Source organism: Chitinophagales bacterium, from assembly GCA_017303415.1.
Classification (GTDB): Bacteria; Bacteroidota; Bacteroidia; order Chitinophagales; family Chitinophagaceae; genus SpSt-398.
In genome coordinates, this window is record JAFLBJ010000001.1 from 1,780,460 (window position 1) to 1,802,772 (window position 22,313).

Below are 22,313 nucleotides of genomic sequence, written 5' to 3' on the forward strand. Positions count from 1 at the left end.
CGGGATCAGCCCATATTATGAAACACCTTCTGGACATCATCATCCTGTTCGAGTTTTTCGATCAGTTTGCTCACGTCCTCGGCTTGTTCATCCGATAAGGGAACAGTTGTAGAAGGGATCCACTCCAGTTCCGCGCTGATGGGGGTGATCCCTTTTTCTTCCAGGGCCTTTTGCATATTGCCAAAATCGGTAAAGGCGGAGCGGACCACGAGTATGTCTTCTCCGTTTTCGCCTGTGGCTTCACCCAGCTCTTCCAATCCAAAATCGATCAGTTCCAGTTCCAGGTCATCTGTATTCAGTCCTTCGGGTTTTAATCGGAAAACCCCCATTTTTTTGAATTGAAAACTCACACTGCCACTGTTTCCCAGGGCGCCACCTCCTTTATTGAAAAGAGATTTTACATTCGCCACGGTACGTACATGGTTATCAGTAGCCGTCTCCACCAGAATGGCTACCCCATGAGGGCCATAGCCTTCATAGAGGATCTCATCAAAGTTATCCATCTCCTTACCCAGGGCCCGCTTGATGGCGGCTTCCACCCGGTCCTTGGGCATGTTCACGCTCTTGGCGTTCTGCATACACCGGCGAAGCGCCGGGTTAACGTTGGGGTCAGAACCACCTGATTTTACGGCAATAGCGATCTCTTTACCAATACGGGTAAACTGCTTGGCCATCCGGTCCCAGCGGGCAAACATCGTGGCCTTACGTACTTCAAAAATCCGTCCCATGGTTGTGATTTGAGGGGGCGAATTTACGGGAAAAACGTGAGATGTGAGGGGTGGGCGTGAGGCGGGAGTTTCGTGAGACGTGAGGCGTGAGGCGTGAGACGTCATTCGTGAGGCGTGAGACGTGAATGGTGAATAGTGAATGGTGAATAGTGAATGGACTTGCTTTTAAAATAACAATAGAAAAAGGCCTCAAATGAGGCCTTTTTCTATTGTTATTATTTCCAAAAAATCAATACACGCATTATTCACTATTCACCATTCACTATTCACGTCTCACGTCTCACGTCTCACGCCTCACCTCTCACGTCTCACGAAACTCACGTCTCACGTCTCTCCCTCCTACGGTTTCGCCTCAAAATCCGACGCCTTCGGCAGCATATCCGACGGTGGTATCAGGAGTTTACTGCGTTTTTTGCTGTACAGGAAATAGATCACAAGACCGAGCAGCATCCAGATAAACGCTACCGTCAGTGTTTGCTGGTCGAGGGCGATGATCATGAACGAGCAAACCAGTACACCAAGGGTGGATACGATTGGTACCGCTGGGGTGCGGAAAGGCCTTTCGATATGGGGCGCTTTTTTACGCATGATCCAAACCCCGGCACTAACCAGTACAAACGCAAAGAGAGTACCAAAGGAGGTAAGGTCACCGGCTACAGAACCAGGTACAAAGGCCGCGAATAAGCCAACAAAAACAAACAGGATCCAGTTGGCCTTGTACGGGGTTTTGAATTTGGGGTGCAATTCTCCAAAAGCTTTGGGGATTAATCCGTCATTGCTCATGGTATAGAAGATACGGCTTTGGCCCATCAACATCACGAGAATAACAGAGGAGAAACCCGCCAGGATGGCTATCGTCACCGCGGTGGCCAGCCAGCCATAACCTGTCATATAGGTTTCAATGGCATAGGCTACGGAAGCCTCCTTACCAGCCGCTTTAAATTCAGTATAATTGGCTACACCGGTCAGTACGTGACCGAAAAGGATATAAAGAATGGTACATACCACCAGCGAACCAAGAATACCGATCGGCATATCCCGTTTGGGGTTCTTGGCTTCCTGTGCGGCGGTTGACACTGCGTCAAAGCCGATAAAGGCAAAGAACACAATGGCCGCTCCACCCAGTACACCTCCCCAGCCATGCTTGAAGACACCTTCATGTCCGGCTACTCCTTCAGGAATCATATAGGGGGTATGGTTATCCGGGTTGATAAATTTCCAGCCCAGGAAGATAAAGAGGATGACGATCGCGACTTTGATAAATACAATGATGGTATTGACCATCGCGCTTTCCTGGGTTCCTTTGATCAGCAGCAGGGTCAGCAACAAGAGGATGATCAGCGCCGGTGCATTCATGATACCATGGGAGGTGGCCACGAGTCCTGACAGGCTTGCCGGCAGGGCCGCAAACTGCGTATCGGTCAATACAAGGACTCCGTTTTTCACACTCTTTGCAAGATCAGGCATGGCGGTTGTTATCTGTGCAACTGCATCCCCGCTTACTTTGTGCAGGGTTTCAAAAGGGGAGTGGCTCCATTCATACGGTATACTCCCCCCAAGCAGATTATTCAGGTATTCGCTCCAGGCAATGGAAACGGTAGCGGCACCCAGGGCATATTCCATGATCAGGGCCCAACCAATGATCCAGGCGATCAATTCTCCCATGGTTACATAGGAATAGGCATAGGCGCTTCCCGCAATGGGGATCATAGCGGCAAATTCCGCATAGCAAAGTCCGGCAAAGGCGCAACCTATCGCTGCCACTACAAATGAAAGGGTAACGGCAGGTCCGGCGGCTTCGGCGGAAGCGGCAGCAGTACGAACAAACAATCCGGCGCCAATAATGGCTCCGATCCCAAGGGCAACCAGGTTACCGGCACCGAGGGTCCTTTTCAGGCCTTTTTCATTGTCAGCCGCCTGGGCCAGGATCTGGTCAAGCGGTTTTGTGCGGAATAAACTCATCGTTGTTTATTTATTTTTAGGTTCGTGAAGATAGGCATCCGGGCCTAATTTGAATGGTTTTTTTTACGGGAAACAGCCATGTAATACAGAGGTATACCCAACAATACAATGCCCAGTCCCTTCAAAGCAAAATCGGGCTTCATCAGCACCAGGAAAATGCAGAAGGTCAGGGCCATAATGATATAGATGGCAGGCAAAACGGGGTAAGCAAATGCTTTATAAGGCCGTTCGATATCCGGTCTCTTTTTACGAAGGATAAAGATCCCGGCAATAGTAAGCGCATAAAACAAGACTACGACAAAAGAGATCATATCCAACAGATCATTGTACCCCCCGCTCAGACAAAGCACACTGGCCACGATGCATTGGGCCCACATGGCCCATTCAGGTACGGCGTGCTTGTTCAGTTCTCCGGTCTTTTTAAAGAACAGGCCGTCATTGGCCATGGTATAATAAACCCGTGAACCGGCCAGTACCAATCCGTTGTTACAACCAAAGGTGGAGATCATGATCATCACTGCAATGATGGCTGAGCCTGCAGGCCCAAATATGGCATTGGAGGCCGCAACCGCCACCCGCTCCCCTTCGGGATAGGCAATGCTGTCGGGACCATTGAGCGGCAATACATATAAATACATCAGGTTGGCCAAGACGTAGATGACCGTTACGATCATGGTACCCAGAAAAAGGCTTAACCCGATATTCTTTTTGGGGTTCTTTATTTCTCCGGCTATGAACGTCACATTGTTCCAGGCATCACTGCTAAAGATCGACCCCACCATCGCTGCGGCAATGGCGCCGATCAGGGCCGTTCCGCTGATCGCCCCCCAACTGCCTCCGATCACGAATCCTCCGGCATCATTACGCTCCAGTTGAGTAGCCTGAAATCCGGTCTCCCAGTTTTGTGACCAAAAATTTTCTTTGGCAAAAATGAAACCCAGGGCGATCAATCCAAACAGCGAGATCAGTTTGGTGGTGGTAAACGTGTTTTGAATGATCTTCCCTCCCTTGATCCCTTTTGAATTGGTATAGGTAAGAAAGATGATCAGCGCAATGGCCAATACCTGTGCGGCACTGATCTTGAAACTGTATTGCATGACACCGGCACCATCTAGTCCCTTTTCAATACCCCAGAGAATATTATTCTCTCCAAGCCCTGGAATCAGGTAGGCAGAATAACGGGCAAATGCCACGCCAACCGCCGCAATGGTAGCGGTTTGAATAACCGCAAAAAAGCTCCAGCCATACAGGAAACCCGCCAGCGGATTATAGGCCTCCTTTAAATACACATACTGTCCACCGGCCTTGGGATACATCCCGCTTAATTCGCCATAACTCACCGCGGCCGTAATGGTCATGAACCCGGTGATCAACCAGACGGCAACCAACCAGCCTGCACTTCCCACATACCGGGTGATATCCGTACTGACGATAAAGATACCCGACCCGATCATCGACCCGGCCACGATCATCGTGGCATCGGTCAACCCCAGGGATTGTTTAAATGAAGATGCGTGTTCGGCCATAACCTGTATAAAATTAAGTTTCTGTAAAACTTTTGGGAAAATACAGATTTCTCGCTAATGTGCTCAAAAGAATTTGACTGGTGTGGCCAGGGCAGAAACTGTTTCAAAATTGGACATAAACCATTAGTTTTGAAACTTTACGCAAACCATCGACATGAATTTAAGAACCTCCTCTTTCCTCGCCTTAGGTCTGTTCACGATCATGGCGATCCTTCATGTTATCGACTGGAACACTTCTGCTAGCCTGCCCCCGATATTGCTGACCGTTTCCAGGTGGCTGTTTGTCATTTCACTGGGAATTTACTCCTGGTTCAAAAAGTCATTGACCGCCTGGATCCTGACCTCAATGGTTTTGGGTATACTCATTGGATATGAACAACGCGATTTTTCCCAGGACCTGAAATTCCTTCGGCAGATATTTCTGAACCTGGTTAAAACCATTGTGGCTCCGCTTCTCTTTTCTACCCTGGTAGTGGGTATCGCCGGTCATTCCAACCTCAAACAGGTTGGCCGGTTGGGATGGAAGTCACTGCTGTACTTTGAAGTTGTGACAACGGTGGCCCTGGTGATCGGACTTATTGCGATCAATACCTCCCAAGCCGGTGTAGGTATCATTCAACCCGATGTACTGGAGAAATTACCAGAGACAAAAGCCCTGACCTGGGATGAACACATTGTTGATATTTTCCCCTCCAATTTTATAAAGGCCATTTATGATGGTAAGGTCCTACAGATCGTAGTATTCTCGGTCATCTTTGCCATTGGGTTGGCCATGCTTCCCGAAGACAAGAAAAGACCCATGATACGGGCCTGTGAAAGCCTTTCGGAAACCATGTTCAAGTTCACCAACATCATCATGTATTTCGCGCCAATCGGAATTGGTGCAGCCATGGCGGTAACGGTGGGCCACCTGGGTATCGGGGTGCTTAAGAACCTGGCCTGGCTGGTAATAACACTTTATATTGCACTCCTTGTTTTCATATTTGGCGTGCTACTGCCTATCGCCTTGTTTGTAAAGGTACCCGTACGAAAATTCCTGCAAGCCATCCGCGAGCCGGTGTCCATTGCATTTGCTACAACGAGCTCCGATTCAGCCCTGCCAAAAGCCATCGAGAACATGGAGAAATTTGGGGTACCCCGAAAGATCGTCTCCTTTGTTATACCTACGGGCTATACCTTTAACCTGGATGGCACTACCTTGTATCTGTCCCTGGCCGCGGTATTTGTGGCGCAGGCCGCCAATATACCGCTTACAATAGGGGAACAGATCACCATGGGACTGATCCTTATGCTGACCAGCAAGGGGGTAGCGGCTGTGCCAAGGGCTTCCCTTGTCATCCTGATCGCTACAGCGGATCAATTTAATCTTCCGCTCTGGCCGATTGCTGCTATTTTTGGTATTGATGAATTGATGGATATGGCACGTACCTCGGTAAATGTAGTTGGTAATTGCCTGGCTAGTTGTGTGGTGGCCCGTTGGGAGGGAGAGTTTGATGATGAAAAGGCACATGCCTTCAATGAACGGATGGCCGATGCGATTTAATGAAAATAATAACTAAGTTAAATGTTCCTTCTTGACGCGTTTCACTGGACCCAGCTTTTACAACCTCAATTTTATATCGAGAATGGCGGGCTTTGGCTCTTGTTGTTTATTGTATTTGCTGAAACAGGACTCTTTGTAGGATTCTTCCTCCCCGGTGATTCCCTGCTTTTTGTGGCCGGTATGTTTGCCCATAAATTCGATAACGGCGAACCGGGTCTGGCACATCAATTTTTAAAACTCGTGGGTTTGGGTAATGTGCAAAACCAATGGCTCGACCTGTTGGTGCTTGTGGCCCTCATATCCGTTTGTGGTATCCTGGGTAATATCGTTGGTTACTGGACAGGAAGAAAGGTTGGCCCCGCCATGTACCATTGGCGTGACCGGTTCTTCTTTAAAAAGAAATACCTCCATGAAGCACATGATTTTTATGAAAAACATGGTGGACTGGCAGTGATCGGCGCGCGCTTTTTACCCTTTATCCGCACATTCGCCCCCATTGTGGCCGGTATCGTGGATATGAACAAGGCCAAGTTCATGTTCTTCAATATAATTGGCTCCATCGCCTGGGTATTCAGTATGATCTTCTCGGGCTACTTTCTTCAGAAATGGGTGAAAGAGCAATTTGGCTTTGATTTAAAAGAACACCTGGAGATCATTGTCATCGGAATCGTAGTGGTGACAACGGCACCTGTGATCATCAAATTGATCACATCCAAAGCAAAGGCACCCAAAGAGCCTCCGGCCAAGGTCTAACGAAAATCTGCTTGCCTGCATGGATAATAACCAAAAGACTTCCGTTTTCAACCTGGCCGTCTTAGTGGCGGCCCTTGGGTATTTTGTAGACATTTACGATCTTCTTCTTTTTACCATCGTTCGCGAACCCAGTCTGCAAGGATTAGGGGTGAATTTAGCCGATGGCAAGGCTGTACTGGCAGCCAGCACCAAAATACTGAACTGGCAAATGGTAGGCCTGCTCATTGGCGGTATCGTATGGGGGATCATGGGCGATAAACGGGGAAGGCTTTCTGTTTTATTTGGTTCCATCATTCTTTATTCTGTCGCCAACTTCATCACCGGTTTTGTCGTGAATACTGACCAGTATGCCTATGCGCGCTTTGCAGCCGGTATCGGTCTGGCTGGTGAATTGGGCGCCGGAATCACGCTGGTGAGTGAACTATTGCCAAAAAACAAACGAGGAATTGGTACCTCACTGGTAGCTGGTATCGGATTATTCGGGGCCGTATTTGCCTATTATACATTTGAATTCACCGGTTATGATTGGAGACTTTGTTACAAGATCGGGGGAGGATTGGGGATCATGCTGCTTCTGTTACGTATCAGCGTGGCTGAGAGTGGTATGTTCAAACAGCTAAAAGAAAAAGCCGTTTCACGGGGAAATATCCTGATGTTCTTTAATGATGCCAAACGGTTTAAGAAATATATCCTCGCGATCCTGATCGGCCTGCCCACCTGGTATGTCATCGGTATCCTCGTCAATTACAGCAACCGTTTTGCGGGTGCTTTTTATGAAGGAAATGCCATTCAATCCGGTAAGTCCATCATGTTTGCCTATGCAGCAATTGCCGTGGGCGATATCCTGATTGGACTGGTCAGCCAGTATTTTAAAAGTCGCAAGAAAGCCCTTTATCTTTTCTATGGGTTTACCATTCTTTCCGGTATCTTTTTCTTTAGCGGGTTTATAAAAAATGACACCACCATGTACCTGGCCTGTGCAGCGCTTGGTTTCAGCACGGGTTTCTGGGCCATCTTTGTTACGATGGGGGCTGAACAGTTTGGTACCAACCTGCGTGCCACGGCTGCTACCACCATTCCAAATATGGTCAGGGGAGCGCTGCCATTGATCAATCTTCTTTTCCTGAACGTATTACAAAAAAGCTGGGGTTGGGATATCATTCAGAGTGGTATTGTTACCGGGGTATTGGTCATGGCTATCACCCTGGTGGCAGCCTGGTTTACCGAAGAAACATTTCATAAAGACCTCAACTATGTGGAACCGGAGGAAATGTTACCTTAGCTCACTTAATTTATAGTGCCCAAATTTCTCATCATACGTTTTTCCTCCATCGGCGATATTGTATTGACCACGCCGGTCATTCGCGCATTGAAACAACAAGTGCCCGATGCTGAAGTACATTTCCTGACCAAAGAGGCTTTCCTTCCGATCCTGAAGGCCAATCCCTATCTGGATAAAGTACATGTATTGGCTCATAGCTGGGAATTGATGATCCATGAGCTGAAAGAAGAGAAGTATGACGCCGTGATCGATCTTCACCATAACCTGCGTACCCTGCGGGTAAAGAAAGAACTGGGGGTAAGATCTGTGGCGTTTAATAAGCTGAATATCCAAAAGTTCATGTATGTCAATTTTAAATGGAACCGGATGCCGGCAGTCCATATCGTTGACCGATACATGGAAACAATAAAGGAATGGAATGTGGTAAACGATGGGAGAGGGCTTGACTATTTTATACCCGAAGAGGAACATATCGTGAATGAGGATATACCGGTTTCCCACCACGCCGGTTACCTGGGATTTGTACTGGGCGCGGCGCATGCCACCAAAAAAATGCCCGTGGATAAATGGAAGGAATTAGCCGGCTCTATTCCCCATCCCATTATCCTGTTAGGAGGAAAAGAAGATGCGGAGGCAGGACGGGCAATTGCAACCGTGGATCCTATCAAGATATACAATGCCTGTGGTAAATTCAGCCTGAATGAAAGTGCCGACCTGGTTCGTCGGGCCAAGCTCATTGTTACACACGATACAGGGCTTATGCATATTGCTGCAGCCTATAAGCGACCTATCATTTCACTCTGGGGTAATACTGTACCCGCCTTTGGCATGTATCCCTATTACGGCAACAGCCAGGTGAATAATGCACAGGTAGAAATCAAAGGGCTATGGTGCCGGCCCTGTAGCAAAATTGGATATGATAAATGTCCAAAAGGGCACTTCAAGTGTATGAACCAGATCTCCATTCCACTGCTGACACAGCAGGTGCTTTCATTTATAAAGTAGTTTTTTTAGGTTTCTCGCAGCGGTCGCAAAGAATTGAGCGAGCGCTACGAACTCACTATGCTCGAAAATAGGACTGCCGCTGCGTCCGCTTATATCTTGGCGTTCGCTGCGAGAAACTAAAAAGGCTCCGTTTGGGAAAACAGAGCCTGTCCTGGTAGCAGGTTATTGAAAAAAGCTTGGTAGTTAGCGGGTCTTACTTGCCGATTGACAGCACGAAAGCGACCACAACACCTACGAATAACAGAGTTAAGATAAGTCCACCCTGTACATTAGGATTCTGCAAAGCGGAGTTGATCTTTTTCATACACTAAAGATTTTGAGTTAAATAAACGGATTACTCGGCTTTCAGAGGTAGTACCGGATCAAATCAGTGTAAGTGGGGATCAATAAGTCGTTGGTAGTTTACAGAGAGGGTTGGATCGTGACACAAAAGTAGCAGATTTTTTGACAACACCCAATCAATCTTCTAACTCACTCAATTCCAGCCACCTGAGCTCCTTTTCATCGAGTAAAAGGGCAATTTCACCTATACGGGCCGATAGCTTGCTCAATTGGTCAAATGGCAGGTTCCCGTCATTGAGTTGTTGGGTGATGGTTTCCTTCTCCAGACCCAGGGCCGCTATTTCTTTGGTCAATGATTCAAACTCTCTTTTTTCCTTGAACCCTTTGCGTTGTTTTTTGGATGTGTCAGCGTTGTTCGGAGTGGATAAAGCCTCCGATTTGGTTTCTTTGGATAAGGGGATATTTTCAACTGGTTTGTTCTCCTGCTCTTTTTCCGCCAACCTATACTGCGAATAGTTACCGGGAAAATCGCGGACCACACCATCTCCTTCAAAAACAAAAAGATGGTCCACCAAACGGTCCATAAAATACCGGTCATGTGATACGATCAATAAACAACCGGGATATTCAGCGAGGAAATTCTCCAATACACTTAAAGTAGGAAGATCGAGGTCGTTTGTTGGTTCATCCAAAACCAGAAAATTGGGGTTTCGGAAAAGTATAGAGAGCAGGTGAAGCCTTCTTTTCTCCCCACCACTTAAACTTTTTATAAAAGTGTATTGCTTGTCGGGTTCAAATAAGAACAGTTGGAGGAATTGGGCCGCACTCAGGGTACCCCCATTGGCCAATGGAAAATTCTCTGCAATGTTTTTTACAAATTCAATCACACGGACATCGTCTTTGGTATCGAGTCCTTGTTGAGAATAATGACCAAACACCACCGTGTCACCTACATTGATCTTACCACTATCGGCCGCCTCAAGTCCCAGGAGCATATTGATAAAAGTGGATTTTCCCACGCCATTCTTTCCCACGACACCGATCCGTTCTCCTTTTTTAAAGGTGTAATCAAAACCTTTTAAGATGATCTGTGGCCCATATTGTTTGTTGACCTTTTTTAATTCCAATACCTTACCCCCGAGCCGGTTCATTTTCATTTGCAGGTCAAGCTGCTGTTCTTCCATTTTCTGCTTGGCTACCGACTCGATCTTATAAAAATTATCCTGACGGCTTTTTGATTTGGTGGTCCGGGCGCGGGGTTGTTTGCGCATCCACTCCAACTCCTTGCGGTAGGTATTTCTTGCCTTGTCAATGGTGGCGGCATCACTTTCCTGTCGGGCGGCCTTTTTTTCCAGGTAATTTTCATAATCACCTTTGTACACATGCAGCCCCGTGCGGTCAAGGTCCCATACCTCTTCACATACAGCATCCAGAAAGTAACGGTCGTGGGTAACCAGCAAAAGGGTCACACTTTCCTGGTTGAGATAGTTCTCCAGCCATTCCACCATGGAAACATCCAGGTGGTTGGTCGGTTCGTCCATGATCAGCAGGACATGTTTGGGTTCAAAACCAATATCAATAAGCGTACGCGCCAGTGCCACACGTTTACGTTGGCCCCCGCTCAGGGTGTTTACCGTTTGTTCGAGGTGATGGATATTCAGCTTACCAAGGATCTGTTTAACACGGGCGTCAAAATCCCAGGCCCCCAGTTCATCCATGCGTACGATGGCTTCTCCTACTGCAATGGGGTCGTCGCGGTCACAGGCTGCTTCGTAATTGGCAATGGCCCGTATCACCGGGTGTTCATGGTGAAAGATATTCTCCAATATGGATTTGGATTCGATAAAGGAGGGCTCCTGTTCAAAAAAAGCAACCGTCACTTCCTTGTTGACCCATAACGTGCCTTCATCTGCTGTTTCCTTACCTGCCAGAATTTTCAACAGGGTTGATTTCCCAAAACCATTTTTGGCCACCAGTGCGATCTTATCTCCTTCCTCGATATGAAAGGTCACCCCCTGGAAAAGAGGTTGAACACCGTATGATTTGGAGAGATTTTCGACAGTGAGAAAGTGCATGACCTGGGTTTAGGGATGGAAGGGTTATGATGATTGATTTTCTTTATTTCTATGGCTTTTAAAAAAGAAAAAGAGCTAATAGCTAAAAGCCAGGTGCTAATAGCTATTAGCTCTCTCTATTTTAAAGATTACAAGGTCTTCAGTACTTCATTCATACTCCGCACGGCCTCGGCACTCTTATTGAAAGCGGCTTGTTCTTCTTCGTTCAAGCCAAAGTCAACAATTTTTTCCCAGCCATTGCGTCCAATGGTAACAGGTACTCCCAGACAGATATCTTTTTGACCATATTCTCCGTCAAGGCTTACGCAGCAGGTAAATAATTTTTTCTCATCGCGGAGTATGGATTCCACCAGTGCCGCTCCGGCTGCACCCGGTGCATACCAGGCCGAAGTGCCAATGAGTTTGGTAAGCGTAGCTCCACCCACCATGGTATCGGCGACGATTTTGTCCTGTTGTTCTTTGGACAGGAATTTGGTAACCGGTACACTGTTCCAGGTAGCGAGGCGGATCAGGGGGATCATGGTGGTATCACCGTGACCACCAACGACCACGGCATTCAGGTCAGCCGGGCTGCAACCCAGGTGTTGGCTCAATTGATATTTGAAACGGCTGCTGTCCAGGGTACCACCCATACCAATGATCCGGTTTTTGGGAAGACCAGTGGATTGCAGGGCCAGATAGGTCATCGTATCCATGGGATTGCTGATCACAATAATGATCGCATTGGGGGAGTGTTTCAGAATGTTTTCGCAAACTCCTTTAACGATACCGGCATTTACACCGATCAGTTCTTCACGGGTCATACCTGGTTTGCGGGGCAAACCGGAGGTGATCACCACCACATCACTACCGGCGGTTTTGGTATAGTCGTTCGTTGAACCAGTGATCCGGGTATCGAATCCGAGCAAGGTAGCGGTCTGCATCATATCCTGCGCCTTTCCTTCGGCAACACCTTCCTTGATATCCAATAAAACCAGTTCATGGCATAACTCCTTACGGGCAATATTATCGGCACAGGTGGCACCTACGGCTCCCGCACCTACAACAGTCACTTTCATGGAAAAAAATTTATAGTTGAGAATAGAAATTTTAGCGGGGCAAAGATAGGAGGGAAAACAAGAATCCTAAAGGAGATTATGGAAACTTGGGGATGACTTCGGTCAGGAGGGCTAACAGCTAAAAGCTAATAGCTATTAGCTGGTAGCTGTTAGCTTTTAGCCGGGAGTAAAATAAATTTTGTCGATTACGAAAATTTCGTAGCTTTACGAAAACTTCGTAGAAAATGGAAAAATTATCACCACAGGAAGAAGAGGCCATGTTAGCGGTTTGGCGTACAGGTGAGGGGAATGTAAAGGCCTTTCTGGACAATATAGAAGGGGAGAAGCCACCTTATACCACGCTGGCTTCCACCGTAAAGAATCTCGAGCGAAAGGGGTTTTTGCAAAGCCGGTTGATCGGCAATGCCTATATCTACAAGCCGGCGGTGAGCGAAGCGGAGTACAAAAAGCGGTTCATGAGTACCGTGGTGCGTGATTATTTCGAAAATTCGTACAAGGAGTTGGTCAACTTCTTTGTGGAGCAAAAGAAATTATCTGCGGATGAGTTGAAGGAGATCGTCCGGTTGATCGAAAAAAATTCATAAACCAAGAACCTGTATATGCACGATCTGATATTATACCTGTTAAAATCCGGGATCAGTCTGGGGGCGGTTTATCTCTTTTACCAATGGGTATTGCGGCGAATGACCTTTTATACCTGGAACCGATGGTACCTGTTGATCTATTCGCTATTGGCTTTTTTACTTCCGCTGATCAATATCGCTCCGGTACTTGAAAAGAAAGAGTGGGAGGGGGTGACATTGGTGCAATGGATTCCGTCGGTTACCAAAATACCATCCACCACGTTGGTGGCCGACAAGGGTATCGAGCCGATAAGTATTTTCATTTGGGTAGTAGGTCTTGGTATTGCGGTACTGGCCATTCGATTTCTGATACAGCTCTTGTCCTTTCAACGGTTAAGGAAACAGGCCGTACTGATCGAGGGTGAAGGCACAAAACTTTATCAGGTGGACAAACCCATCATACCCTTCTCTTTTGGAAATTCGATCTATCTGAACCCGGGCCGGCATGATGAAGCGGAATTAAAAGAAATCATACGACACGAGTTTGTCCATGTGCGGCAAAACCATACGATGGATATGTTATGGGCCGAATGGATCTGTATCCTGAATTGGTATAATCCGTTTGCCTGGTTATTGCGCAAAGCCATTTGCCAAAATCTGGAGTTCATCGCTGATCAGCATGTGACAGATAGTGGTGTCGATCGTAAACAATACCAATACCTGCTACTCAAAGTAATGGGGCAGCATGCCTATCGCATGGCCCCGGGATTTAATTTTTCTTCACTCAAAACACGTATAGCCATGATGAACAAGATCCGGACCCATAAGGTCCATTTACTCAAATTTCTGGTTGCCCTGCCGTTGGCAGCCCTGTTACTCATTACCTTCCGCAGTGAAAAGGCGTTGGCTCAGGTGGCGCCTTCCGCAGATGTAATTAGCCCGGCTACGCCGGCACCATCACCCGATCTGTTGCCAGCCCCTGCTCCTGCTGACCGGATTGCTCCCCGTGCTCCAAAGAATGCTCCGGCACTTCCGGATACAATTCCAGCCACTAAAAAGATCAATGACAAGGGTTATCTGTTGAGCATTGCCGACAACCAGGGTGAGTGTGTGGTGATCATCAAAAACAACAGCAACAAAATTCTAAAGGCCATTGCGCTCACCGAATGGAATGCCAACGAAAAAGAACATATAGCCAAGTACGGGGAATTACCTCCTGCACCCCCTGCTCCTCCCGCCAGCCCGGAACCAATCGTGGTGGAAGGGAAACCTTTGCTGCAAAAAGCCATCGTTAAACAGGACGGAGTAATAGGCGTTAAAGAAGTGGTGGTTGTGGGTTATCCAACGAAGAAAGGAGTGGTGGAAGATAAAAAGCAAGGCGAATGGATTACACTAATGGATGGAGCAGAGGCTCCAATCTATATTGTGAATGGCGAAATTGTTGAAAGCAAATGGGTCAAAGAATCTGTAAAGGCTACAGATATCGAATCGATCAATATACTCAAAGGCGAATCCGCCACTACCAAATATGGCGAAAAAGCCAAGAATGGAGCGATTGAGATAAAGATGAAGAAGAAAGAATAAAGGATGTGAATGGTGAATGGTGAATAGTGAATAGTGAATGGTGAATGGTGAATACTCACTATTCACTATTCACCATTCACGCCTCACGCCTCACGTCTCCCGTCTCCCGCCCCACGCCTCACGAAACTCACGTTATTTTTTATCCTTTCCAATTTTCCCGCCTTCCTTATATTTGCACCCTTAGCATTACCGGCCAGCCCAGAACTGGCCTCAAAATGAAAACGTTATGGCAACTACTGCAGACATCAGCCGGGGCATGATCATCAAGATCGATGGCAGCCTGTATTCGGTGGTGGAATTTGGACAGAACAAGACAGCCCGGGCGGCCGCTAAAGTGTGGGCCAAGCTGAAAGGGGTGGATAATAACCGAACCATCGAACAGACCTGGAACAGTGGGGAAAATATCTTCCCGGTACGGGTGGAAAGAAAGCCTTTTCAATACCTGTATAAAGACGATACAGGGTATAATTTCATGGATACAGCTACCTTTGAACAACTGGCTGTTCAGGAAAATATGGTGGATGCTCCCCAGTTCCTGAAAGATGGACAGGAAGTGTCGATGTTGGTCAATACCGAGACCGAACTTCCCATGAGTGTGGAGCTACCTGACAAGATCGTTCTTCAGGTTACGTACACCGAACCTGGATTAAAGGGCGATACAGCCACCCGCACCCTGAAACCCGCTACCGTGGAAACCGGCGCTACCGTGAACGTTCCGCTGTTTGTCAACGAAGGGGAATTGATCCGGGTAAATACCAAGACCGGTGAATATGTGGAAAGGGTAAAAGAATAATTTAAATTCGGACTCCTGCGTAATACGCGGATTTCTCACCTTAAATCAACTATAAATTGAAAAACATGGATTTCAAACAAATTCAGGAGTTGATCAAGATGATCAATAAATCCAATATTGGAGAGTTGACCGTTGAGCAGAAGGATTTCCGGATCACCATCAAACAAAAGGAAGACCATGTAACCCAGGTGGTTTCGGCACAACCCGTTGCCATGGCGGCTGCCCCTGCACCCGCTCCTGCGGCTGCATCAGCTGCTGCACCGGCTGCTTCTTCTCCGGCCGCACCGGCCGCTCCGGCAGGAAACCTCATCACCATCAAAAGCCCGATGATCGGTACTTTCTACCGTCGTCCTGGCCCTGATAAGGTCAACTTCGTAGAAGTGGGAGATGATGTTTCCGAAGGCAAAGTGGTTTGCATCATTGAAGCCATGAAACTCTTTAACGAGATCGAAAGCGAAGTATCGGGTAAAGTGGTGAAGATCCTGGTGGATGATGCTTCTCCTGTGGAATACGATCAACCACTCTTCCTGGTGGAACCCAATTGATCAGGATCCTGTCCAATCTTCCAATCACCAAATCGTCTTCATGTTTAAAAAGATATTGATAGCGAACAGGGGTGAGATCGCCCTCCGGGTCATACGGACCTGTCGCGAAATGGGCATCAAAACGGTAGCGGTCTATTCAACAGCCGACCGTGACAGCCTGCATGTGAAATTTGCCGATGAAGCAGTTTGTATCGGCAAACCCCAGAGCAGTGACTCTTACCTCAATATTCCTCATATCATGGCAGCCGCCGAGATAACCAATGCGGATGGTATCCACCCGGGTTATGGATTTCTTGCGGAAAACGCCAAATTCGCCAAGATATGTAATGACCACCATATCAAATTCATTGGCCCCACACCGGAGATGATCAACGCGATGGGCGATAAGATCACGGCCAAAGAAACCATGATCAAAGCGGGCGTACCCGTTGTACCCGGTGGCGAAGGATTATTGCAAAGTGTGGAAGAAGCTAAAGGCCTGGCCCGCGATATGGGTTATCCCGTTATCCTCAAAGCTACAGCCGGTGGGGGTGGTAAAGGGATGCGTATCGTATGGGAAGAAAGCGAGATCGAAAGGGCTTACGATACAGCCAAAGCCGAAGCAGCAGCCGCGTTTAAAAATGACGGGATCTACATGGAGAAATTCGTGGAAGAACCCCGACATATCGAAATACAAGTGGCCGGTGACCAATATGGAAATGTCTGCCACCTCAGTGAGCGGGATTGTTCCATTCAGCGCCGTCACCAAAAACTGGTAGAGGAATCCCCTTCGCCGTTTATGACCGATGAACTGCGGATGAAAATGGGGGAAGCAGCCAAGAAAGCCGCCTCTGCCATCAATTATGAAAGCGTGGGTACCATCGAATTTCTGGTAGATAAACACCGGAATTTCTATTTCATGGAAATGAACACGCGTATCCAGGTAGAACATTGCGTAACTGAAGAAGTGATCAACTTCGACCTGATCAAAGAACAGATCAAGATCGCCCAGGGTGAACGGATATCCGGCGATGATTATATCCCACAGATGCACTCGATCGAGTGCCGGATCAATGCCGAAGATCCTTACAATGATTTCAGGCCTTCACCCGGACGCATCACAACTTTACATACACCCGGCGGACATGGAGTACGGGTAGATAGTCATGCCTATGCAGGGTATGTCATTCCCCCTTACTATGATTCCATGATCGGCAAACTCATTACCGTGGCGCGCACCCGCGAAGAAGCCATTGATACCATGTACCGCGCCCTGAGCGAATACGTGATCGAAGGCATCAAAACCACGATCCCCTTCCATCTTCAACTAATGAAGGATGAACGCTTCCGCAGCGGTGATTTTAATACCAAGTTTTTGGATGGGTTTAAGATGATGTGAGAGAGAGGAGGACGGATGACAGATGACTGATGACGGATGACAGATGATGGTTGTTGGATGTTGGATGTCGGATGTTGGAAGGCGAATGGCGGAGGTTTGCTGTGCGAGACCTCTGGTCTCGCACGTTTCTCCCGTCGCCTCTGGCGACAAAAAAACAATCTATTCTAAATCCAGAAAAATAATCAATTTCGAGTCGCCAGAGGCGACAAGACAATCGTGCGAGACCAGAGGTCTCGCACAGCAAATCGCGCACGGCAAACCTCCGCCCCCCAACATCCAACATCCAACATCTAACATCTGTCATCAGTCATCTGCCATCAGACATCTGTCATCCGTCCTCCGTCATCCCACCACCAAAATCTACCTCAAAAAGAGTATCTCCCTATACTTCGGCAAATACCACTCCCGGTCGTCCACCAGCAATTCCAGTTTATCTACATGGTATCTGATCTGGTCGAAGAAGGCGTCTTTGACCTGGCTTTGATAACTGATGGCCATGGTCCTTGTTTCGGTCATGGCATTGCAGATTTTGCGCGCCTCGATCATTTTTTCTACGAGGTCGGATGTTTTATTGATGTGCTCGGATAATTTTTCCAGGATCTGTTTTTGATTGGCGTAGGCCGACTCCGGCATGCCCAGCGACTGCAGACTCTGGATATTCTGAGCCAGTCTTGTTTGATAGCGAATGGCCGGGGGCAATATATGACTGGTGGCCAGTTCGCCCATGATACGTCCTTCGATCTGTACCCGCTTAATGTATTTTTCCAGTTCGATCTCATGACGTGCTTCCAACTCTGCATGTGTATAGATGCCGTTGATTTCAAAAAGGTGTTTGGCTTTTTCGGTCAGCATGGCATCCAGTGCCAGCGGAGTGGTCTTTACATTCGCGAGGCCACGACGCTCAGCTTCTTTTTCCCATTCCTGACTATATCCATCTCCTTCAAAAAGCACTTTCTCACTGGCCACGATATATTCCCGGATCACATGCATGATGGCGATCTCTTTCTTTTCCCCTTTCTCAATATGTGAATCCACATCTTCCTTGAACTGACGAAGGGTTTGGGCCATGATCGTATTCAATACGGTCATCGGGTTGCCACAGTTGGCAGAAGATCCCACAGCTCTGAACTCAAATTTGTTTCCGGTAAAGGCAAAGGGTGAAGTGCGGTTCCGGTCTGTATTGTCCATCAGCAACTCAGGAATGCTCTTGTGAATATCGATCTTGAGCATACTCTCATCGGTCTCGTCCATTTTATCAGTCACACGTTCTTTTACTTCCTGTAATACCTTGCTCAGGTAGTCACCAATAAAGACGGATATGATGGCAGGGGGTGCTTCGTTGGCACCGAGACGGTGATCATTTCCCGCCGAAGCGATCGAGGCCCGCAGGATATCGGCATAATCATGTACGGCCTTGATGGTATTGACAAAAAAGGTAAGGAACATCAGGTTGGTCTTCGGTGTTTTACCCGGAGCCAGCAGGTTGATGCCTGTATCCGTACTCATGCTCCAGTTATTGTGTTTACCGGAGCCATTGATAGCCGCAAAGGGTTTTTCATGGAGCAACACACGCAACTTGTGGCGTTTGGCTACCCGGGCCATGATGTCCATCAACAATGTATTATGGTCTACGGCCAGATTACACTCTTCGTAGATAGGGGCACATTCAAACTGGGCAGGTGCCACTTCATTATGCCTTGTACGCAGGGGAATACCCAGTTTATAAGCCTCTTCCTCATAGTCGCGCATATAAGCATATACACGCTCGGGAATGGAACCAAAATAATGGTCTTCCAATTGCTGGCCCTTGGCGGAACTATGTCCATAAACAGCGCGGCCACAAAGTACCAGATCGGGACGTGCATTGAACATCGCCTCATCGATCACAAAATATTCCTGTTCCCAACCCAGGGTAGCCTGAACATGGGTAACGTTTTTATCAAAATAATGGCATACGTCAAGAGCGGCTTTGTTCAGGGCATCCAGTGCTTTCAGCAATGGCGCTTTATAGTCCAGCGATTCGCCGGTATAGGAAACAAAGATGGTGGGGATACAAAGTGTGGCACCCTGCCCGATCTCAATGATAAAAGCAGGGGAGGAGGGATCCCAGGCAGTATATCCGCGGGCCTCGAAGGTAGCTCTTAACCCACCCGACGGGAAGGAAGATGCATCAGGTTCCTGTTGGATCAGCGCGTCGCCGTCAAATTGTTCAATGGCTGTGCCGTCTCCTTTTAAGGTAAAAAAGGAATCATGTTTTTCGGCGGTGGTTCCGGTCAGCGGTTGAAACCAGTGGGTATAGTGTGTCACGCCTTTGCTCTCTGCCCAGGCCTTGATCCCATTGGCGATCTGATTGGCCATCGCCCGGTCGATCTTTTGACCGGCCTTTATGGAGGACATCAGGCTTTTGTAGGCTTCATCACTCAAATATTCGCGGGCTACTTTGGCGGTAAATACATTGGAGCCGAAAATGGCAGTTATCTTTTTCGACCCGGCCACCTTTACATCTACCTCTGTGGTGAGGTTATTGATGGCATTAAAACGAAGTGACATAGACGCGTTTTTTAGTTTCGGTAAATATAGGATTCACAGGAAAATAAAAAGGGTAAGTTATGCACTTACCCTTTTCGAATCATATTGTATTAATCGTCAGAAGTCCGGAGTCCGAAGTCGGAAGTCGGAGGTTTGACTTCGGACTCCGGACCTCGGACCCAATACTAAGCGACTTCCATCTTTTTCTGAATACTCACCTCGGCTTCCTTTACGGTTTTGATGATCCGGGCGGCTACTTTGTAAGGATCGGCGGCGCTGTTGGGACGGCGGTCTTCCAACCAGCCTTTCCAGCCTCTTTCTACCGTACCAATGGGGATCCGGATGGATGCTCCACGGTCGGAAATACCATACGAGAAATCATGGATGGAGGCAGTTTCATGCTTACCGGTCAAACGCAGGTGGTTGTCGGCACCGTATACTTCGATATGTTCTTTTACTACAGGGCGGAATGACTCACACACACGCTCATAGATTTCCTTGCTGCCACAGGTACGCAGGAGTTCATTGGAGAAGTTGGCGTGCATACCACTACCGTTCCAATCCAGGTCACCCAGCGGTTTGCAATGCCAGTTGATAGAAACACCATATTTTTCCCCGATACGCTCCAGCATATAACGAGCCACCCAGATCTGGTCACCCGCTTCTTTGGCTCCTTTGGAGAAGATCTGGAATTCCCACTGACCAGTGGCTACTTCCGCATTGATACCTTCCACATTCAATCCGGCATCAATACAAGCATCCAGGTGCTCTTCTACAATGTGACGGCCATACGCATTGTTGGCGCCAACGGAACAATAATAAGGGCCCTGGGGACGGGGATAACCACCTTCGGGGAAGCCCAGGGGTTTATGTGTTTCCGGATTCCAGAGGAAATATTCCTGCTCAAATCCAAACCAGAAATCATTGTCATCATCCGCGATCGTAGCGCGACCATTCGACGCATGGGCGCTGCCATCCGGATTCAATACTTCACACATCACCAGGTAACCATCGCGACGCTGAGGGTCAGGTACCATAAATACAGGTTTCAGCAGACAGTCGGAAGACCCGCCTGGAGCCTGTTCAGTAGAAGAACCATCAAAGGACCACATGGGGCAATCTTCCAGTTTGCCGCTAAAGTTCTTTTCGATCTTTGTTTTACTTCTCAGACTTTGGGTGGGCTTGTATCCATCCAGCCAGATGTACTCGAGTTTTGCAACTGCCATAACTATTTACATTAAAATTTAAAAAATGTGTGCTTGTAACGACAAATCTAAACAATAATGGCAATTTCATAAACCAGAGAACCTGAAAAATGAATTATTTGTGGATAAATGAGAAAAACAAACGCTTGGAAGGCTAAAAATCGTCGTATTTCTACGAAAATATAAATATTGTAAAATTATTTAATATTTATATTTATCGCCTTTTTTAGCCTTATCCAATCAATTCCGGCTAATAATGGAGTAATGGCCAGGGGAAGGAGGATGCTTCGGTAACGGACGATTGCGCCCTGGAAATTGACCGTGTACCCGATGGTAAGGAGCAGGGTAAAGCCGAAGAAATAACAGAACCAGATAAATGGGCGGTTAAGGGAAGTGGTTTTATCGCGGCAAAACAAAAGCAATACTATAAGCGCAAGCACAAATATATTTTCGAGCATTACACCCATGGAGAGCATATGTTTTATATCCGCCGGAAACGGTCGCATCAGGCTGTTCACCAGGGCCTGGGGAGTATTGCGAATAAAGCCTTGCAGACTTGGGTCCAATTTTTCAACCTTTAATCCCGATCCACCTTCCAGTCGCATAAACGCTGCCTGTTTATTGGCAACGGCAGCGGGAAAATCCAGTGAATCACTCACCAGAGGGAGTGTAAAAAACAGGAAAATGGACAATCCATACACGATCAAAAACACCCGTCCGGTTTTCTTATTCAATCGATGGGACAGATACCAGGCTGTTAGTCCGGGAATCAACAGCATGAGGATATAATTCCGCATGGCCAACAGTATCAGGAGCCCCAGCGATAAATAAAGGATGCGCCCAAAACTGAACCGGCCCTGTTTTAAGCCAAAATAAAAATGGTAGGCCACCAGGCCAATGGCAGTAAAGGTTAGCCCGTCCTTATGAATACCGCTGCTCCAATACAGGAAGGAAGGGATCAGAAATACACCGATCAATACTGCCCATTTTTTCCCCGGAAAAACATCTGACATAACCCGGTACACCATGACCGGTCCGATCATGGTTAAAAAAGAATAGAAAATGACATTGATATAATAGTTGCCAAAACTAAACAGGTTAAAAATGGAAAGGAGTTTGATAAATATATTTGCCTTCAGGTCATTCCAATACGAATCGCTGGAAGCAAAAAAGCCACCATACCCGCCTTCATATCCACTATAAAATAAGTTGGTGAGGTATTCCCGGGGATTGTCATAGAGTAATTGCAGTTCATCCACACTGGTATTGTGCAGCCCCCAGGTATCATACATATAGGCAAAGTAGCCATAATAGATACCTACCCAGCCATAGAAAATACCGGCAATGACCTTGAGCAGAAAAAGGATAATGAGTTGGGCATTGTTCAATCCCGAATGCCGGAACAACCCGATACGGGTCAGCAGCCAGGAAAAGAGAAAAAGGTAACCTATGAAGAGAAAATAATCCAAACCCACTAGTTATTCTCGCAAAATAGCTTAAAA

Annotated in this window: 17 protein-coding genes; 9 read left to right on the forward strand and 8 right to left on the reverse strand. The window is 47.5% G+C overall.

What is annotated here, in order from left to right:
- Positions 1-5: 5 nt before the first annotated feature.
- The 3 genes from J0M30_07795 to J0M30_07805 form a co-directional block, all read right to left on the reverse strand.
- Positions 6-728 (reverse strand): YebC/PmpR family DNA-binding transcriptional regulator, encoded by a 723-nt coding sequence (locus J0M30_07795; protein MBN8667391.1) that lies wholly within the window; start codon positions 726-728, stop codon positions 6-8.
- Between the two features lie 339 nt (positions 729-1,067).
- Complete coding sequence (locus J0M30_07800; GenBank protein MBN8667392.1) at positions 1,068-2,690, reverse strand: amino acid permease; 1,623 nt, start codon at positions 2,688-2,690, stop codon at positions 1,068-1,070.
- A gap of 44 nt (positions 2,691-2,734) precedes the next feature.
- A complete protein-coding gene (locus J0M30_07805; protein MBN8667393.1) occupies positions 2,735-4,216 on the reverse strand; it encodes an amino acid permease in 1,482 nt (493 codons plus the stop codon).
- 154 nt (positions 4,217-4,370) lie between these two features.
- Between J0M30_07805 and J0M30_07810 the strand changes: the two genes are divergently transcribed.
- The 4 genes from J0M30_07810 to J0M30_07825 are packed head-to-tail and all read left to right on the forward strand — an operon-like array spanning position 4,371 to position 8,799.
- Positions 4,371-5,759, forward strand: a complete 1,389-nt coding sequence (locus J0M30_07810; protein ID MBN8667394.1) for a cation:dicarboxylase symporter family transporter — start codon at positions 4,371-4,373, stop codon at positions 5,757-5,759.
- 21 nt (positions 5,760-5,780) lie between these two features.
- On the forward strand, positions 5,781-6,512 hold the full coding sequence (locus J0M30_07815) for a VTT domain-containing protein (GenBank protein ID MBN8667395.1): 732 nt from the start codon (positions 5,781-5,783) through the stop codon (positions 6,510-6,512).
- Between the two features lie 19 nt (positions 6,513-6,531).
- The gene (locus J0M30_07820) at positions 6,532-7,794 is read left to right on the forward strand and encodes an MFS transporter (protein ID MBN8667396.1); all 1,263 of its coding nucleotides are present in this window, start codon (positions 6,532-6,534) and stop codon (positions 7,792-7,794) included.
- Between the two features lie 15 nt (positions 7,795-7,809).
- Positions 7,810-8,799 (forward strand): glycosyltransferase family 9 protein, encoded by a 990-nt coding sequence (locus J0M30_07825; GenBank protein ID MBN8667397.1) that lies wholly within the window; start codon positions 7,810-7,812, stop codon positions 8,797-8,799.
- A 458-nt stretch (positions 8,800-9,257) separates the two neighbouring features.
- On the opposite strand, the gene J0M30_07830 is transcribed toward J0M30_07825, so the two are convergent.
- Both J0M30_07830 and mdh read right to left on the reverse strand, forming a co-directional pair.
- A complete protein-coding gene (locus J0M30_07830; GenBank protein MBN8667398.1) occupies positions 9,258-11,156 on the reverse strand; it encodes an ABC-F family ATP-binding cassette domain-containing protein in 1,899 nt (632 codons plus the stop codon).
- Between the two features lie 128 nt (positions 11,157-11,284).
- Positions 11,285-12,214, reverse strand: a complete 930-nt coding sequence (mdh, locus tag J0M30_07835; GenBank protein MBN8667399.1) for a malate dehydrogenase — start codon at positions 12,212-12,214, stop codon at positions 11,285-11,287.
- Positions 12,215-12,438: 224 nt separating this feature from the next.
- Here mdh and J0M30_07840 point away from each other — a divergent pair, with 224 nt between their 5' ends.
- The 5 genes from J0M30_07840 (at position 12,439) to accC (ending at position 17,077) form a co-directional block, all read left to right on the forward strand.
- Entirely contained in the window at positions 12,439-12,798 is a 360-nt protein-coding gene (locus J0M30_07840; GenBank protein MBN8667400.1) for a BlaI/MecI/CopY family transcriptional regulator, read from the forward strand.
- A 15-nt stretch (positions 12,799-12,813) separates the two neighbouring features.
- Positions 12,814-14,361 carry a hypothetical protein gene (locus J0M30_07845; GenBank protein MBN8667401.1) on the forward strand — a complete coding sequence of 516 codons (1,548 nt, stop codon included), beginning with the start codon at positions 12,814-12,816 and terminating at the stop codon, positions 14,359-14,361.
- A gap of 226 nt (positions 14,362-14,587) precedes the next feature.
- Complete coding sequence (gene efp, locus J0M30_07850) at positions 14,588-15,154, forward strand: elongation factor P (protein MBN8667402.1); 567 nt, start codon at positions 14,588-14,590, stop codon at positions 15,152-15,154.
- Between the two features lie 65 nt (positions 15,155-15,219).
- On the forward strand, positions 15,220-15,699 hold the full coding sequence (gene accB, locus J0M30_07855; GenBank protein MBN8667403.1) for an acetyl-CoA carboxylase biotin carboxyl carrier protein: 480 nt from the start codon (positions 15,220-15,222) through the stop codon (positions 15,697-15,699).
- Between the two features lie 40 nt (positions 15,700-15,739).
- Positions 15,740-17,077 carry an acetyl-CoA carboxylase biotin carboxylase subunit gene (gene accC, locus J0M30_07860; protein MBN8667404.1) on the forward strand — a complete coding sequence of 446 codons (1,338 nt, stop codon included), beginning with the start codon at positions 15,740-15,742 and terminating at the stop codon, positions 17,075-17,077.
- Between the two features lie 360 nt (positions 17,078-17,437).
- Here accC and J0M30_07865 read toward each other — a convergent pair whose 3' ends face one another.
- The 3 genes from J0M30_07865 to J0M30_07875 all read right to left on the reverse strand — a co-directional run bounded on the left by J0M30_07865 (position 17,438) and on the right by J0M30_07875 (position 22,280).
- Complete coding sequence (locus J0M30_07865; GenBank protein ID MBN8667405.1) at positions 17,438-19,627, reverse strand: glutamine synthetase III; 2,190 nt, start codon at positions 19,625-19,627, stop codon at positions 17,438-17,440.
- A gap of 164 nt (positions 19,628-19,791) precedes the next feature.
- On the reverse strand, positions 19,792-20,832 hold the full coding sequence (locus tag J0M30_07870; protein MBN8667406.1) for a glutamine synthetase beta-grasp domain-containing protein: 1,041 nt from the start codon (positions 20,830-20,832) through the stop codon (positions 19,792-19,794).
- A 176-nt stretch (positions 20,833-21,008) separates the two neighbouring features.
- On the reverse strand, positions 21,009-22,280 hold the full coding sequence (locus tag J0M30_07875) for a hypothetical protein (GenBank protein MBN8667407.1): 1,272 nt from the start codon (positions 22,278-22,280) through the stop codon (positions 21,009-21,011).
- Positions 22,281-22,313: the final 33 nt, after the last annotated feature.